The organism is Pseudarthrobacter sp. NPDC058196, from assembly GCF_042882685.1.
Taxonomy (GTDB): Bacteria; Actinomycetota; Actinomycetes; order Actinomycetales; family Micrococcaceae; genus Arthrobacter.
Genome location: NZ_JBHVVN010000008.1, coordinates 18423 through 33589 on the forward strand (window position 1 = coordinate 18423; position 15167 = coordinate 33589).

General features: G+C 68.8%; 11 protein-coding genes. 6 read left to right on the top strand and 5 right to left on the bottom strand.

The features are described from left to right. Positions 1 to 206: 206 nt before the first annotated feature. Both ACFVVC_RS12635 and ACFVVC_RS12640 read left to right on the top strand, forming a co-directional pair. The gene (locus tag ACFVVC_RS12635) at positions 207 to 4112 is read left to right on the top strand and encodes a Pls/PosA family non-ribosomal peptide synthetase (protein WP_387454114.1); all 3906 of its coding nucleotides are present in this window, start codon (positions 207 to 209) and stop codon (positions 4110 to 4112) included. Beyond that, complete coding sequence (locus ACFVVC_RS12640) at positions 4109 to 5470, top strand: M1 family metallopeptidase (RefSeq protein ID WP_387453524.1); 1362 nt, start codon at positions 4109 to 4111, stop codon at positions 5468 to 5470. Before ACFVVC_RS12635 ends, ACFVVC_RS12640 begins: the two co-directional genes overlap by 4 nt. On the opposite strand, the gene ACFVVC_RS12645 is transcribed toward ACFVVC_RS12640, so the two are convergent. The 3 genes from ACFVVC_RS12645 to pheS are packed head-to-tail and all read right to left on the bottom strand — an operon-like array spanning position 5434 to position 9777. Next, positions 5434 to 6138: a 4'-phosphopantetheinyl transferase family protein gene (locus ACFVVC_RS12645; RefSeq protein ID WP_387453527.1), complete on the bottom strand. Its 705-nt coding sequence runs from the start codon at positions 6136 to 6138 to the stop codon at positions 5434 to 5436. The genes ACFVVC_RS12640 and ACFVVC_RS12645 overlap by 37 nt on opposite strands. Positions 6139 to 6169: 31 nt before the next feature. Continuing rightward, the gene (pheT, locus tag ACFVVC_RS12650) at positions 6170 to 8713 is read right to left on the bottom strand and encodes a phenylalanine--tRNA ligase subunit beta (protein WP_387453530.1); all 2544 of its coding nucleotides are present in this window, start codon (positions 8711 to 8713) and stop codon (positions 6170 to 6172) included. Positions 8714 to 8715: 2 nt separating this feature from the next. After that, a complete protein-coding gene (pheS, locus tag ACFVVC_RS12655) occupies positions 8716 to 9777 on the bottom strand; it encodes a phenylalanine--tRNA ligase subunit alpha (protein ID WP_387453533.1) in 1062 nt (353 codons plus the stop codon). 200 nt (positions 9778 to 9977) lie between these two features. Between pheS and ACFVVC_RS12660 the strand changes: the two genes are divergently transcribed. From ACFVVC_RS12660 to ACFVVC_RS12670, 3 genes are read left to right on the top strand one after another with little or no spacing between them, the layout of a single operon-like run. After that, positions 9978 to 10433, top strand: a complete 456-nt coding sequence (locus ACFVVC_RS12660) for a hypothetical protein (protein WP_387453536.1) — start codon at positions 9978 to 9980, stop codon at positions 10431 to 10433. After that, entirely contained in the window at positions 10430 to 11131 is a 702-nt protein-coding gene (locus ACFVVC_RS12665) for an SIMPL domain-containing protein (protein WP_387453539.1), read from the top strand. Before ACFVVC_RS12660 ends, ACFVVC_RS12665 begins: the two co-directional genes overlap by 4 nt. Positions 11132 to 11163: 32 nt before the next feature. Continuing rightward, the gene (locus ACFVVC_RS12670; RefSeq protein ID WP_387454117.1) at positions 11164 to 12261 is read left to right on the top strand and encodes an Rv2578c family radical SAM protein; all 1098 of its coding nucleotides are present in this window, start codon (positions 11164 to 11166) and stop codon (positions 12259 to 12261) included. Positions 12262 to 12313: 52 nt separating this feature from the next. Here the strand turns inward: ACFVVC_RS12670 and ACFVVC_RS12675 are convergent, their stop codons facing one another. Next, positions 12314 to 12760 carry a (deoxy)nucleoside triphosphate pyrophosphohydrolase gene (locus tag ACFVVC_RS12675; RefSeq protein WP_387453542.1) on the bottom strand — a complete coding sequence of 149 codons (447 nt, stop codon included), beginning with the start codon at positions 12758 to 12760 and terminating at the stop codon, positions 12314 to 12316. A 156-nt stretch (positions 12761 to 12916) separates the two neighbouring features. Between ACFVVC_RS12675 and ACFVVC_RS12680 the strand changes: the two genes are divergently transcribed. Further along, complete coding sequence (locus tag ACFVVC_RS12680; RefSeq protein WP_387453544.1) at positions 12917 to 14125, top strand: MFS transporter; 1209 nt, start codon at positions 12917 to 12919, stop codon at positions 14123 to 14125. A 14-nt stretch (positions 14126 to 14139) separates the two neighbouring features. Here the strand turns inward: ACFVVC_RS12680 and ACFVVC_RS12685 are convergent, their stop codons facing one another. Beyond that, positions 14140 to 15096 carry a cation diffusion facilitator family transporter gene (locus tag ACFVVC_RS12685; RefSeq protein ID WP_387453547.1) on the bottom strand — a complete coding sequence of 319 codons (957 nt, stop codon included), beginning with the start codon at positions 15094 to 15096 and terminating at the stop codon, positions 14140 to 14142. Positions 15097 to 15167 lie beyond the last annotated feature (71 nt).

Here is a 15167-nt window from a genome sequence, read left to right on the forward strand (position 1 = left end):
CCGCAGACGGCGCGTCCGGGCGCGCCGGACACCTTTTGTTCATCTTCTCCCGCGAAAATGCACGGGTGACCCAGCAGCAGGTCCCCTTCGGGGATGACCACCCCGGTGCAGCGCCGGCCAGCACCGTCCGCCAGCATCCGGCGGCCTCCGCAGCCGCGCCCCCGGCCGACGACCCCGGCCCGGCCTTTGCCACGTACGCGCCCCAGCTGCCCGGGGCCTCGGCGGCGCCCCCGGCCCGGACGCTGATCGATGTCCTGCTGGACACCGCTGCCCGGTTTCCCGACGCGTCGGCCCTGGACGACGGCCGGACATCACTCAGCTACGCCCAACTGCTGGACGCAGTCCGTGCCACCGGCCGCCGCCTGCACCAGGCCGGGTTGGGCGCCGGGGACAGGATTGGCATCCGGATCCCCTCCGGCACCAGCGAACTGTACGTTTCCATCCTCGCCGTGCTCCTGGTGGGAGCCGCGTATGTCCCCGTGGACGCCGACGATCCCGAGGAACGCGCGCGGCTGGTGTTCGGCGAGGCCAACGTGGCAGCCGTCCTGGGGCCCGGCGGCTCGATCGGACAGGGGCCGGCCGGGCTGGGCCGGAAAGGCCCGTTCAAGGGCGCACGGCCGCCGGAACTTGGCGACGACGCCTGGATCATCTTTACCTCCGGCTCCACCGGAACACCCAAGGGCGTGGCGGTCCGGCACCGGTCCGCCGCCGCCTTTGTGGATGCGGAGGCAAGAATCTTCCTCCAGGACGAACCCCTCGGCCCGCAGGACCGGGTCCTGGCCGGGCTATCGGTCGCCTTCGACGCTTCCTGTGAAGAAATGTGGCTCGCCTGGCGGCACGGCTCCTGCCTTGTGCCCGCACCGCGCGCCCTGGTCCGGACCGGCATGGACCTTGGCCCCTGGCTGATCAACCACGGCATCACCGCCGTTTCAACCGTGCCCACCCTCGCCGCGCTCTGGCCCGCAGAATCACTCGAGAACGTCCGGCTCCTGATTTTCGGCGGCGAGGCCTGTCCGCCCGAACTCGCCGAGCGGCTGGCCGTGGAAGGCCGTGAAGTCTGGAATACGTATGGTCCAACGGAGGCAACGGTGGTGGCCTGCGCAGCGCCCCTGGGTGCACCCGGTCCCGTGCGGATCGGGTTGCCGCTGGACGGCTGGGACCTGGCCATCGTGGACGGAAACGCCGTACCGGTAGCAGACGGCGAGGTGGGCGAACTCATCATCGGTGGAGTTGGCCTCGCCCGCTACCTCGATCCTGCCAAGGACGCGGAGAAGTACGCCCCCATGCCCACCCTGGGGTGGGAACGGGCGTACCGTTCGGGTGACCTGGTGCGCTTCGAACAGGCGGGCCTGGTCTTCCAGGGCCGGGCCGACGAACAGGTAAAGCTCGGCGGCCGCAGGATTGAGCTGGGCGAGATCGACGCCGCGCTCCAGTCCCTCCCCGGGGTGGCCGGCGGTGCCGCCGCAGTCCAGACCACAGCCGCCGGAAACCAGGTCCTGGTGGGCTACCTGGCGGCGGCGGCCGGGGTGGCCCTTGACCTTTCGGCTGCCCGGGAGCAGCTGACGGCGAACCTGCCTGCCGCCCTGGTTCCCATGCTCACCGTGGTGGATTCCCTGCCAACAAAGACCAGCGGCAAGGTCAACCGGCACGAACTCCCGTGGCCGCTGGCCGGTGCGGGCGCCGCGGAGGCAAACGCCGCACCCCTGAACATCCCGGATGACGCCGCCTGGATCGTGGAGCAGTGGAGCAACGTGCTGGGCAGCCCGGTCACCTCGCTGGACGCCGATTTCTTCGCGTACGGCGGCGGCTCACTCTCGGCCGCCCAACTGGTCTCCGCCCTGCGGGTCCGCTACCCCACCATCACCGTGGCCGATATCTACGCCACGCCGCGCATCGGTGCGCTGGTGGAAGTGGCACGCCAGTCCCGTCCGGGCGGCTCTCCCGGCCCGGCACCGGAGCGCACCGTCCGGCCGACGGCCAGGAAGTCGCAGGTGTTCCAGACCCTGATGGGTGTGCCGCTGCACATCCTGGTGGGCATGCGGTGGCTGACCTACCTCATGGCCCTGAACAACCTGTTGTCCGGGATTGCCGGCTTTACTGCCGCTCCCACGGTCTCGTGGTGGTGGGTGGCGGCGTCCTGGCTGGTGTTCGTCAGCCCGGCCGGGCGGATGCTGCTGGCCATCGCGGCCGCCCGGTTCCTGCTGCGCGGGGTGGAGCCGGGCATCTATCCGCGGTCAGGGCGCGTCCACCTGCGGTTGTGGCTCGCGGAACAGATCCAGGACCTCGCCGGTGCCATCAGCCTCGCCAGTGCGCCTTGGGTGCCGTATTACGCCCGGGCGCTGGGGGCGAAGATCGGCCGGGACGTCCAGCTGCATTCGCTGCCGCCTGTTACAGGGATGCTGACGCTCGGCAGCGGAGCCAACGTGGAACCGGAAGTGGACCTTTCGGGCTGGTGGATCGACGGCGACGACGTCCACATTGGGGCCATCCGAATTGGCCGCGGCGCCAGCGTGGGCGCACGGAGCACGCTGATGCCCGGGGCCTCGATCGGAGCGGGGGCGCAAGTGGAACCCGGTTCCGCGGTGCTGGGGAAGGTGAAGGCAGGCCAGCTCGCGGCCGGGTCACCGGCGCGCCGGCAGGGCAAGGCCAAGCACAGCGTGCCGGATGCCGCAGCCCAGGGCAGGTTTGCCGCCCGGGCCTGGTTCGCCGGCTTCGCGCTGGCGTCGGCTTGCCTTTCCGTCATCCCGTACCTGTCCGCGGCTGCCGCGCTGTGGGTCGCGTTCGCCTTCATCCAGGGCTGTTCGTCACTCGCGGAAGCCCTCCCCCGGCTGCTGCCGGCCCTTGCCCCGGCGTCGCTGGTGTGGTTCGCCACGAACGCCGTCCTGGTGCTGGCCGCCACGCGCCTGCTGTCCATCGGGATCGCGGAGGGCTACTACCGGATCCGAAGCCGGGTGGGATGGCAGATTTGGGCCACCGAGCGGGTGCTGGACCTGGCGAGGGACCTGCTGTTCCCGATCTATGCCAGCCTGTTCACGCCGGTGTGGCTTCGCCTGCTGGGCGCCAAGGTCGGGAAGAATGTCGAGGCCTCCACCGTGCTGCTGATACCGAAGATGACCACCGTGGGTGAGGGTGCCTTCCTGGCCGATGACACCATGGTGGCCTCCTACGAGCTCGACGGCGGCTGGTTGCGGGTGGCACCGGCCAAGATCGGCAAGCGGTCGTTCCTCGGCAATTCCGGGATGACCGCCGCCGGCCGCAACGTGCCCAAAAACTCGCTGGTGGCCGTCCTGTCCGCGACGCCGGCGAAAGCCAAGGCGGGCACCTCCTGGCTGGGAAGCCCGCCGGTCCGGTTGCGGCGGACCGCGATCGCCTCAGACGGTACCCGCACCTTCCAGCCCCCGGCGCGGCTGAAGGTGGCCCGTACCCTGTGGGAGCTGGGCCGGTTCCTGCCGGTCATGCTCACGGTGGCCATCGCTGCCGGCACCATGCTGGCCTTCGACTGGATCGCAGCGACGTTGGACTACGCCGCCGCGGCCCTGCTCACCGGCGTGGTCATGCTCCTGGCGGGCTTGGTCGCCGCAGCCGCGTCCGTCGTCGCCAAATGGATCCTGGTGGGCCGGATCCGCCCCGGTGAGCACCCGCTCTGGAGCTCGTTCATCTGGCGCAACGAAGTGGTGGACAGCTTCATCGAGCTGGTCTCCGCGCCGTGGTTTGCGCGGGCCGCCTCCGGCACGCCGGCGCTGGTCTGGTGGCTGCGTGCGCTTGGCGCGAAGATCGGCAGCGGCACATGGTGTGAGAGCTACTGGCTGCCCGAGGCGGACCTGGTGACGCTCGGCCGGAACTCCACGGTGAATCGGGGCTGCGTGGTGCAGACCCACCTGTTCCACGACCGGGTGATGAGCATCGACGCTGTTACGCTCGAGGACGGGGCCACCATGGGCCCGCACGGGGTCATCCTTCCCCAGGCCAGCGTCGGTGCCGGCGGAACAGTGGGGCCGGCGTCCCTGGTGATGCGCGGCGAAGCAGTTCCCGCCGCGACGTACTGGATGGGCAACCCCGTCAGCCCGTGGAGCGGCCCCGGATCGCCGTCTGCCAACCGAAGGTCCCCATGAGTTCTTCAGCATCAGCCGCCCGCGGCAGCGTCTACGAGGCCGGCGGGACTGCCCCGGATCCCTACCTGCCCGGCGCGGGGACCAACGCCTTCCAGGTGGAGCGGTACGAACTGGACCTGGACTACCGGGTGGCCAGCAACCGGCTCAGCGGCAGGGCGGTGCTGCACGGCGTCACGAGCGTCCCGGCGTCGGCCATTGTGCTGGACCTTGCCGGGCTGCGCGCCACGAAAGTACTGCTGGACGGCCGGAAGCCGCTGCGGTTCAGCCAGCGGGCAGGACAACTGGTGGTCTCGGCGCAGAGCCCCTTCGAGGCCCGGCAGCCATTCACGCTGGAAGTGCGTTACGAAGGCAATCCGCGCCCACGGCGCGGCCTGTGGGGTGAGGTGGGCTGGGAGGAACTCACCGACGGCGTCCTGGTGGCCGGGCAGCCCAACGGGGCCCCTTCCTGGTTCCCTTGCAACGACCACCTCCAGGACAAAGCCAGCTACCGGTTCACCGTGACCACCGATGCGAACTACCGCGTGGTGTGCAACGGCGTCCTGCAATCGCACACCGCCCGTTCCAGCCGGGAAACCTGGGTCTACGAACAGGCCGACCCCATGCCCGCGTACCTGGCCAGCGTGCAGATCGGCAGGTACGCGCTGCTGGAACTGGACAGCGGACGGCATGGCACCCCCGTTCCGCAGACCGTCGCCGTCTCCCACGCCCTCGCGGACCGGGCACGGGCCGGCCTGGCGCTCCAGCCTGCCATGATGCGCACGTTCAGCAGCTGCTTTGGCCCCTACCCTTTTCCCGGCTACGTCGTGGTGGTCACCGAGGACGAACTGGAAATCCCGCTTGAGGCGCAGGCCATGTCCATCCTTGGCCCCAACCACCTGGGCCTGGACTGGGAGTCCCAGCGCCTGATCGCCCACGAACTCTCCCATCAATGGTTTGGGAATGCCCTGACGGCGGCCAGCTGGCAGGACATCTGGCTGCACGAGGGCTTCGCCTGCTACGCAGAATGGATCTGGTCCGAAGAAGCCGGCGTCATGGCCGTGGCGGACCGGGCCGTGGCTGCCTGGCGACGGCTGGCCGAGGAGGAACAGGACATCCTGGTGGGCGATCCCGGACCCGAGCGGATGTTCGATGACCGCGTCTATAAACGGGGCGCGCTGGCCGTCCATGCCGTCCGGATGGCCGTGGGAGACCTCGCCTTCTTTGCCGTCCTGCAGGAGTGGACCGCCAGCCACCGGCATGGCTCGGTCACGACGCAGGACTTCATCATGGCGGTCAGCCGGACAACAGCCGTGGATGCCGAATCCCTGCTGCACCCCTGGCTTTACGAGGAGCCGCTGCCGCCGCTGCCGGCGTCCTGACCAGGCCCGGAAAGCGCGACGGCGGCGGCCAGGTGGGCGGGCAGCCCGGTTTCTGCGGGGCCAAGGTCGCCCAGGCCGGCACGTTCCAGGACGTCAAGGGAAGACGGCGCCCTCCTGAGTCCCTCGCCGGTCATCTTCAGCCAGGCCTCCTTGCGGGCCCAAAACCTTGCCCTGGCGGCCGGCAGGAGGTCCGCCGTGACGTCACGGAGCGCAAGCCGCTCCGCAGGTGTCAGGGCCAGGCTGTCGAACCCGTCGAAACCGGTGCGCGAAGGATCTTCGATGTCCGTCCCGAGGCGGGTTCCCGGTGCGGCGTCCGCCACGGCCGCGAGCAAGGTCCAGCCGCCGGCCCGGGACAGGCTCAGGGCCAGCGGCAAAGGAGCGCCGCGATAGGTGTACCCCGGCCTGCCATGGCCCAGCTCCGGGCCGCCGCCGCAGCGCGGGCAGTCGTAGGCCGTGGCAAGGTCCGCAGCGGACACGGACATCAGCTCGGCGGCGAAGAGCCGCTGGGCCAGCCGACCGGCCAGGAAGACGGCCCCGGCGGCAGGCGCCATGGCCTGGGCCCGCGCCAGTTCCACGCCGTCCAAGAGGCGTTCGGCGTTGCTCCGCACCGCCCCGGCTTCCCCGGGCAGCGAAAAGGGCGGGATGGCACGTAGGTTGCAGTGTGCCATGACCCGCCCTTCCGGAGGCTGCGAACAGTAACTAGCGCTGGACGGCTCCGAAGCGTTCCGCGGCCAATGCCACGGCGCTTTCGCGCGCGGCCGAGGCTTCGTCCGCGGTCAGGGTGCGGTCCGCGGCGCGGAACCGGAGCCCGAAAGCCAGCGACTTCTTGCCGTCCTCAATGCCCTTGCCTGCGTAGACATCAAACAGGGCAACATCCTCCAGCAGTTCGCCGGCCCCTTCACGCAGGGCGGCAAGGACCTCGTCCGCCGGTACCTCGGCCGGGACCACAAGCGCCACGTCCTGGGTGGCCACCGGGAAGGTGGAGATGTGGCGTGCAACGATCACGTCCGGTGCGGCGTCGAAGAGGGCGTCGGCATTGAGTTCCAGCGCCACCGAACGGGCCGGCATGTCCGAGGCTGCCAGCAGCTTGGGGTGCAGCTCGCCGGCGTAGCCCACCACTTCCCCGGTGCGCAGCGCGAGCCTGGCCGTGCGTCCCGGGTGGAAGGCCTGGTGGCTGCCCTGGCTGACCACCAGGTCGACGCCGAGGACGTCCCCGGCAAGGCGGGCAACATCCAGCGCATCCGCCCAGTCCCATGCCCGCGGGGTATGCGCGGCGGCTGCCGGGGAGTCATGGCCGGTAAGGACCGCAGCAACGTGGAAGGGCTGGTCCGGGACGCCGTCGTAGAGTCCGTCCAGCACCTCGTCGGCAGGCTTGGCCCCCAATGGCGGGATGGAAGCGGTGCCCATAGCGGCGCCAGGAAGGAAGACCAGGCCCGACTCGAACAGGGCGAGGTCGCGGAAGCCGCGGGAATGGTTCCGCTTGGCCACCTCGATCAGGCCGGGAAGGATCGAGGTCCGGAGGTAGCCCTGCTCCTCGCTGATCGGGTTGGCGAGCTTGACGGCGCTCCGGGGGGCACCTTCGTCGGCGGTGCCAAAGGTGTCGTTGGCCGCCTTGGACACGAACGGGTAGGACAGGACCTCGGTGAGTCCGGCGTCCGCCAGGGACTGGATCAGGCGCCGGCGCTGCTGCTGGACCCGGGTGAGGCCGCGGCCGGGAGGGGCCACGGGCAACGTGGCGGGGATCTTGTCGTAACCCACCAGCCGGGCGATTTCCTCTGTGAGGTCTTCCTTGGTTTCCAGGTCGCTGCGCCAGCTGGGCGGCGTCACGGTCCACCCGGCGTCGTGCTTTACGACGACGGCGCCCAGGTCCTCCAGCGAGGTGACGATCTGCGCTTCGGTGAAGTCGATCCCGATGCGGGCTGCGGCGAAGCCGGCCGGCAGTTCGATGGTGATGGTTTCCGGGGGTGTGCCGACGTCTGTTCCCGCTTCATCAGCGGTTCCCCCGGCCAGTTCCACCAGGAGGTCCACCACGCGCTGCGCGGCGATGCCCGCAACCTGCCAGTCGACGCCGCGTTCGAAGCGCTTGGACGCCTCGGACGGCAGCTTGTGCCGGCGCCGGGAACGCCCGATGGACACGTCGTCGAAGTGTGCCGCTTCGACCAGGACGTTCGACGTCGAACCGCTCACTTCGGTGGCCGCGCCGCCCATGACGCCCGCGATGCCGATGGCGCCGGAGTCGTCGGTGATCAGGAGGTCCTCGGCGTCAAGGGAGCGCTCCTTGCCGTCCAGGGTGGTGATCTTCTCCCCTGCCGCAGCCCGGCGCACCACGATGTCGCCGGAGAGCGTGTCGAGGTCGTAGCAGTGCGTGGGCTGGCCCAGCTCGAGCATGACGTAGTTGGAAATGTCCACCGGCAGCGAGATGGAGCGGATGCCGGCAAGCCGGAGCCGGGACACCATCCAGGGCGGGGTGGGCCGGGTGGCGTCAACGCCGCGCACGGTGCGGGCCACGAAGCGGTCGCAGCCGGGTGTGCCGTAGATGGGGGCGTCGTCGTTGAGCTTGACGCCGTAGCCGCCGGACAGTCCTGCCGGGGTGTTGACCTTCGTGGCGGGGTCTGTGAACGCGGTACCGGTGGCGTGCGCGAACTCGCGGGCCACGCCGCGGATCGAGAAGGCGTAGCCGCGGTCAGGGGTGACGTTGATTTCCGCGGCCTGGTCGTAGAGGCCCAGGAGCTCCATGGCGTCGGTGCCGATTTCCGGGTCCAGCCCGATGCGGGAGAGCACCAGGATGCCGTCGTGGTCATCGCCGATGCCCAGTTCGCGGACGGAGGCGATCATGCCGGCGGAGAGGTGGCCGTAGGTCTTGCGGGCGGAGATGTGGAAGTCGCCGGGCAGCACGGCTCCGGGCAGGGTGACCACCACTTTGTCGCCTTCCACGAAGTTGTGGGCACCGCAGATGATGCCCTGCACGCCGGAGGGGTCAATGCCGTCCCCGGTGAGGGTCTGCTCCTGCCCTTCGGGGACAACCCGGACCTGGCACCAGTTGATGGTCTTGCCGTTGGTCTGCGGTTCCTTGACCAGGCTCAGGACCTGGCCCACCACCACGGGCCCGCGCAGGGCATCGGTGGGGCGGTGGACCGCTTCCTCTTCGAAACCGACCTTGACCAGTTCGGCCATGACGTCTTCGGCCGTTGCACCGGCCGGTACGGCCGCGAATTCACGCAGCCAGGAAAGTGGGATACGCACGCTTAGATCTCCATCCCGAATTGCTCGCTGAACCGTACATCGCCTTCGATCATTTCCCGCATGTCTCCTACCTCGTTGCGGAACATCAGGGCACGCTCGATGCCCATGCCGAAGGCAAAACCCGAATAGACGTCCGGGTCGATGCCCGCGGCCCGCAGGACGTTGGGGTTGACCATGCCGCAGCCGCCCCACTCGATCCAGCGCGGGCCGCCCTTGGCGCCGGGGTGGAAGATGTCGAGCTCAGCCGAGGGCTCGGTGAACGGGAAGTAGTTGGGCCGCAACCGGACCTTTGCTTGGTCGCCGAACATCTGCCGGGTGAAGTGCTCCAGGGTGCCCAGCAGGTCGGCCATGGACAGGCCCTTGTCGATGGCGAGTCCCTCGAACTGGTGGAACACCGGGGTGTGGGTGGCATCGAGTTCGTCGGTGCGGAACACCTTGCCGGGGCACAGCACGTAGATGGGTACTTCACGCTCCAGCATGGAGCGGACCTGTACCGGGGACGTGTGCGTGCGCATCAGCAGGTGGGCTTCGGGCGGCTCAACAAAGAAGGTGTCCTGCATTTCGCGGGCCGGGTGGTCCGGCTTGAAGTTCAGGGCATCGAAGTTGAACCACTCCGATTCGACCTCGGGGCCTTCGGCGATTTCCCAGCCCATGCCCACGAAGATGTCCGCCACGCGGTCCTGGAGGGTGGAGAGCGGGTGGCGCGCACCGGCACGGCGACGGCGCGGCGCGGCGGTGACGTCCACGGTTTCCTCAACCAGGATGCGGGCATCGTTCTCGGCTTCCAGGACGGCCGTGCGGTCGGCGAGCGCCTTGTTGACCCGGCCGCGGGAGGCGCCCATCAGCTTTCCGGCGAGCGCCTTCTGGTCCTTGGGCAACCGGCCGATCTCACGGTTGGCAAGGCTCAGCGGGGATTTCTCGCCGCTGTGGGCAAGCCGCACCGCCTTCAGTTCGTCAAGGGTGGCCGCACCGTCGATGGCGGTGATGGCCTGGTCTACAGCGGCGTTGATGGCGGCCTCATCCGTGGGGTTCGGAATGGCGGCGCCCGGCAAAGTTTCAGTCATCTACTGTTCTTAGCTACGAGTCGTGGCTGCCGGCAGGCGGGGCAGCCGTACGCGGTTTCCCGCTCGGCGCGTCCGTCGCTGGCAGGTCATGGATGAATGCGCTGAACGTCAGTTCATTCAATGACCAGGTCAGGGCTCGCCGGCAGGACCGGCGGCCACTGCCCTCCAGTCTAGTTGAACCCTCCGGCTACCATGGCCTCATGACTTTGCGGCAGCGCGCGGGTACCCGGGATGTCCCGACGACGGCCCAGCGGCTCAGGCGGGCAGCGAACCTCCTCAACGGGAGCACCCTGGCGGGCCTCGCCGTCGCCCTCGCCGCGGGTACGCGGGTGAGCCGCGGCCCGCGGGGCATGGTCCTGGCCGCCGGGTACCGTTGGCGGCTTCCGGCCGCCCGCGCCTTCACGGTGGGGAACGTGGTGCTGTACCGCGGTCCGGCCGCCGACCTGTTGTCACGGCCGGCGTTGCTGGGCCATGAGGAGCGGCACTGCAGCCAGTACGCCTGGTGCCTCGGCCTGCCGTTCATTCCCTTGTACCTGGCCGCGGCCGGCTGGTCCGTCCTGCGGAGCGGAAATCCGGGAACAGCGAATATTTTCGAACGCAGGGCCGGCCTAGCCGCCGGCGGTTACCCTGTTCCGGCGGCGGGCGCGGTCCTGTGAACTTCCCGGAGCGGGCCCTCGCGGATGCCGGCACGGTTACCGTTACCGGGAGCGGGTGGGCTGAGGCGGTGCCTGACCTGGTGACGGTTTCCGTGGCGGTGGAGTGCCGCGCACCGTCGGTGGCAGACGCGTATGCGGCAGCGGGCCGGGGCCTTGCCTCCGTGGCCGCGGCCCTCCGCCAGCAAGGTGTTGCCTCTGCCGACCTGCGGACGGGCGGCCTGTCGGTGCGGGCAGACCTCGCGTGGCGGGACGGCGAAGGGCAGAAACTCGTGGGCTACGTTGCGGGCGGCAGCCTTGCTGTCAGGCTGCGGGACGTGGACAACGCACCGGCGGCCATCTCCGCCGCCGTTGAGTCGGGCGGCGACGACGTCCGGCTGGAGAGCCTGCGGCTTGTCCTCTCCGACGACTCCGCCGTCCGTGCACAGGCCCGTGAGGCTGCCTGGCAGGACGCGCTCCGCGCAGCCGCCCAGTTCGCGTCGCTCGCTTCAGCCACCCTGGGCCGCGTACTGTCCGTGACGGACCAGCGGGCAGGTCCGGGCCCGGTACCGGTTGCCGGCTTGCAACGGGCTTCAGCAGTTGAGGCACCGGCCATTGAGTCCGGCAGGAACCGGGTGGAGGCCGGCGTGACGGTCACGTGGGAACTGCTGCACCAGCGGGCGGCGGATGCGGGAAACCATGAGGCAGCGCGCCGCCCTTGACTTCCATTCGAACATGTCTTCGAATGGAGCCCATGAGATGGGAAGCGCAAGCACTGGTTCCGACCCCGGATATTGCCAGGGGGGCCGCTCCGGCATTGCTGCCGCTCGCCGGCCTGGTCCGGTCCGTCACCACTCCCGAGTTCGCCGGCATCACGTTCCACGAGGTCACCGCAAAATCGGTGCTCAACAGGGTCCCGGCGGGGTCCAAGATGCCTTTCGAGTGGACGGTGAACCCCTACCGGGGTTGCAGTCACGCCTGCGTGTACTGCTTTGCCAGGAAGTCCCACACGTACCTGGATTTCGACGCCGGCATGGACTTCGACAACCAGGTGGTGGTCAAGGTCAACGCAGCGGAAGTCCTGCGCAAGGAAGTGAACAAGGCGTCCTGGACGCGCCAGCAGGTGGCGCTTGGCACCAACACCGACCCCTACCAGCGCGCCGAGGGGCGGTATCGCCTCATGCCAGGCATCATTTCCGCACTGGCGGACTCCGGCACTCCCCTGTCCATCCTCACCAAGGGCACGTTGCTGGCGCGGGATATCCCCCTGTTGAAGAGTGCCGCCACGCAGGTGCCGGTGGGCCTGGGAATCTCGCTGGCCATGACCGATGAGGCCCTCTCGGAAGCCATCGAGCCGGGCACACCCGGGCCCAGGGCGCGGTTGAGGCTGGTGTCCCGGTTGCGCGAAGCCGGGCTCCCGTGTGGCGTGATGGCCATGCCCATCCTGCCGTGGCTTTCCGACAGTGACGAAGCCCTGGATGCACTCTTCGGCTCCCTGGCGGCGGCGGGCGCAACGGGAGTCACCGCGGGCGCCCTGTACCTGAAGCCCGGGACCCGGGAGTGGTTCATGAAGTGGATCGCAGCCCATCACCCCGAACTGGCCGGACGCTACCGGCGGCTGTATGGGACAGGGTCCTACGCCTCCAAGGAATACCGCACCTGGCTGGCCGCCAAGGTCCGGTACTTCAAGGCACGTCACGGTTTCTCGCATTCCTCCGGCTTCAGCCACCGGGACCTGGACGATCCCCGTGCCGAGGAAGCGCAGTACCCGGCCGGAAGTATCCCCGCCCCCGCCAAGGAGACCACCACGAAGGTACCCGCCCGGCCCTCGCAGCAGGACGCCCTCTTCTAGCAGGTCCTGCAGTGGCAGTCCTGCTTCAGCGGATCCTGTAGTGGCGGTTGGTTCAGCGGGCCCCGCCCAGCGGCGATGCCACCGAGTCCAGCAAGGCCCGGACGATCGGAAAATCCGCCGGGATCCACGGCAGGCCCAGGACCACGTCCCGGTCCCGAAGGTCTACCCACAGCAGTTCGTCATGGTCTTCAAGGGGCCGTGGTTCGCCGTCGCTGACTTCCGCGAACCAGACACGCATCCTGGCCCGCTCGTTCAGCGGCCAGCCATCGGGAGCCTCCGCCGCCAGTTCGGGACCCAGCCGAACACCGACTCCGAGTTCCTCCGAAAGTTCCCGCACCAGCGCAGCCTCGGGCTCCTCGCCGGGCTCGACCTTGCCGCCCGGGAACTCCCACAGCCCGGCAAGGTGCTCCGGCGCACTACGCCTGGCGACCAGCAGGGCCGCCGGTTCCGCCAGCTTGTCCACGATGGCTCCGCCCACAACCTGTATCAGTCCAGTCACCGGCCCATTCTATGGTCCACAATGGAATGTCCCGGAACAGCATTTCCACCCGAGGGAATAGGTCCTGCCCGCCAGGGGTTTGCGACTCTGTCCGGACGTTCCTGCCCCACTGCCGTGGCACCCGGTCTTTTCCACCCACCTTTGAGAAGCAGGCACATGAGCAGCGTTCTTTCCCAGTCCACGGCAGCACCCGCCAAGACCCCGAACCTTGGGATGGCCATCTTTGCGCTGGCCATGGGCGGAGTGGGCATCGGTGTTACCGAGTTCACGATGATGGGCCTGTTGAAGGAGGTGGAGGAGGGCCTGGCGATCACCACCCCCCAAGCCGGCTACCTGATCTCCGCCTACGCCTTGGGTGTCGTGGTCGGCGCTCCGCTGCTCGCCGTCGTCGGCGCCAAGCTCCCCCGCAAATACTTGGCGCTGGGGCTCCTGCTCTTCTTTACCGTTGCCAACCTGAGTTCCTTCATAGCACCTGACTACGGGTCCATGCTCGTCTCGAGGTTCGCCGCGGGCTTGCCGCACGGGGCGTTCTTCGGGGTGGCCGCCGTGATTGCCGCCTCCCTGGTCCCGCCGACACGGCGCGGCTGGGCCATCTCCATGGTGATGGCCGGCCTCAGCATCTCCAACGTCGTCGGAGTGCCCTTCGCCACTTGGCTGGGCCAGGCCTTTGGCTGGCGGCTGCTGTTCATCCTGGTGGGGTGCATCGGGCTGCTGGCACTGGTGCTGGTCTGGATCTATGTACCGTTCCAGAAGACGCACCCGGACGCGAGCATCCGGCGTGAACTAGGCGCCCTGAAACGGCTCCAGGTTTGGCTTGCGCTCTTGGTGGGAATCGTCGGCTTTGGCGGCTTCTTCGCCACGTATACGTACATCGCCCACACCATGACCAACGTGGCCGGAATCCCGTCGACCCTGATCCCGGTGGTGGTGGCCCTCTACGGACTGGGCATGGTGGCCGGGAACCTCATTGGCGGCAGGCTGGCCGACAAGTCGGTGATGGGTACCCTCTACCGCGTCCTGCCCGCCATAGCAGTTGCCCTGGTGCTCTACGCCGTGGCAGCACACTGGGCATGGAGCGCACTGGTCATGGTGTTCGTAGTGGGGGCCGCCGGTTCCATGCTGATCCCCGCCCTGCAGACCCGGCTGCTGGACGCGTCACCGGATGCGCCTTCACTGGCCTCCTCGCTCAACCACGCCGCGCTCAACGTCGCCAATGCCCTGGGAGCCTTCCTCGGCGGCCTTGTCATCGCCCTCGGCTGGGGCTTCGTGGCTCCGGCGCTGGTGGGCGCCGTGCTCGCCGTCCTCGGCTTCGGCGTCGCACTGCTCAGCGGCCTGCTGGAGCGCAGGCGTCCGCTGGCGGCCTGATCCGCCCGCTGCGTTCAGGGTCCGGGCGCCGGTGCGGCCGGTTCCTGGCCGCCGGCAGCGGCCGGGCGGTGCAGGTCCGGCTCCAGGTAGATTACGCGGGCTATGGGCACTGCTGCCCGGATCCTTGCCTCGCAGTCATCGATGGCCGTGGCGATCTGCTCTCCAGTGGCGGCGCGGCTGACCGCTATCTTGGCTGCCACCAGCAGTTCTTCCGGGCCCAGGTGCATGGTCCTGAGGTGGATGACGCGGCCGCCGTCCGATTCGATGGCAGCCCGGATGCCTTCCACGTCCGCCGTTGTGGCCGATTCACCCAGCAACAACGACTTCGTTTCCAAGGCCAGTACGACGGCGATGGACACCAACAGCAGGCCGATCATTCCTGTGCCGGCAGCGTCCCACGCCCCGTCGCCGGTCAGCAGGGTCAGGCCGACTCCGGCCAGGGCGAACAGCAGGCCCAGGAGGGCACCGAAGTCCTCGAGCAGGATCACCGGCAGTTCGGGCTGCTTGGCACTGCGCACGAAAGTGACCCAGGACTGGTTGCCGCGCGTGTGGTTCGACTCCTTGATGGCAGTCCGAAAGGAATAGGACTCGGCGATGACGGCACCCACCAGGACGGCCAGCGGAACCCACCAGAAGCCGCCTTCGATGCCGTGCGGGTGCTGGAATTTCTGCCAGGCCTCATAGAGGGCAAAAAGGCCGCCGACGCTGAACAGCACGATGGAGACGATGAAGGCGTAGATGTAGCGCTCCCGGCCATAGCCGAAGGGGTGCTCAGGGCTGGCGGCCCGCTGTGACTTCTTGCCGCCGAGGAGCAGCAGCAACTGGTTTCCGGAATCGGCCACGCTGTGGATGGCTTCGGCGAGCATCGATGAGGACAGTGTCAGGAGGTAGGCCAGGAACTTCATGACCGCGATGGCCAGGTTCGCGGCCAGTGCCGCCACTATTGCCTTGGTACCACCATGTGCAGCCATGGGGCTTCACCTCTTCGCCGGTTCTTCGCAGTCGGATGGTGCAGGATCCGGCCGTGGCCACACCCCGTCAA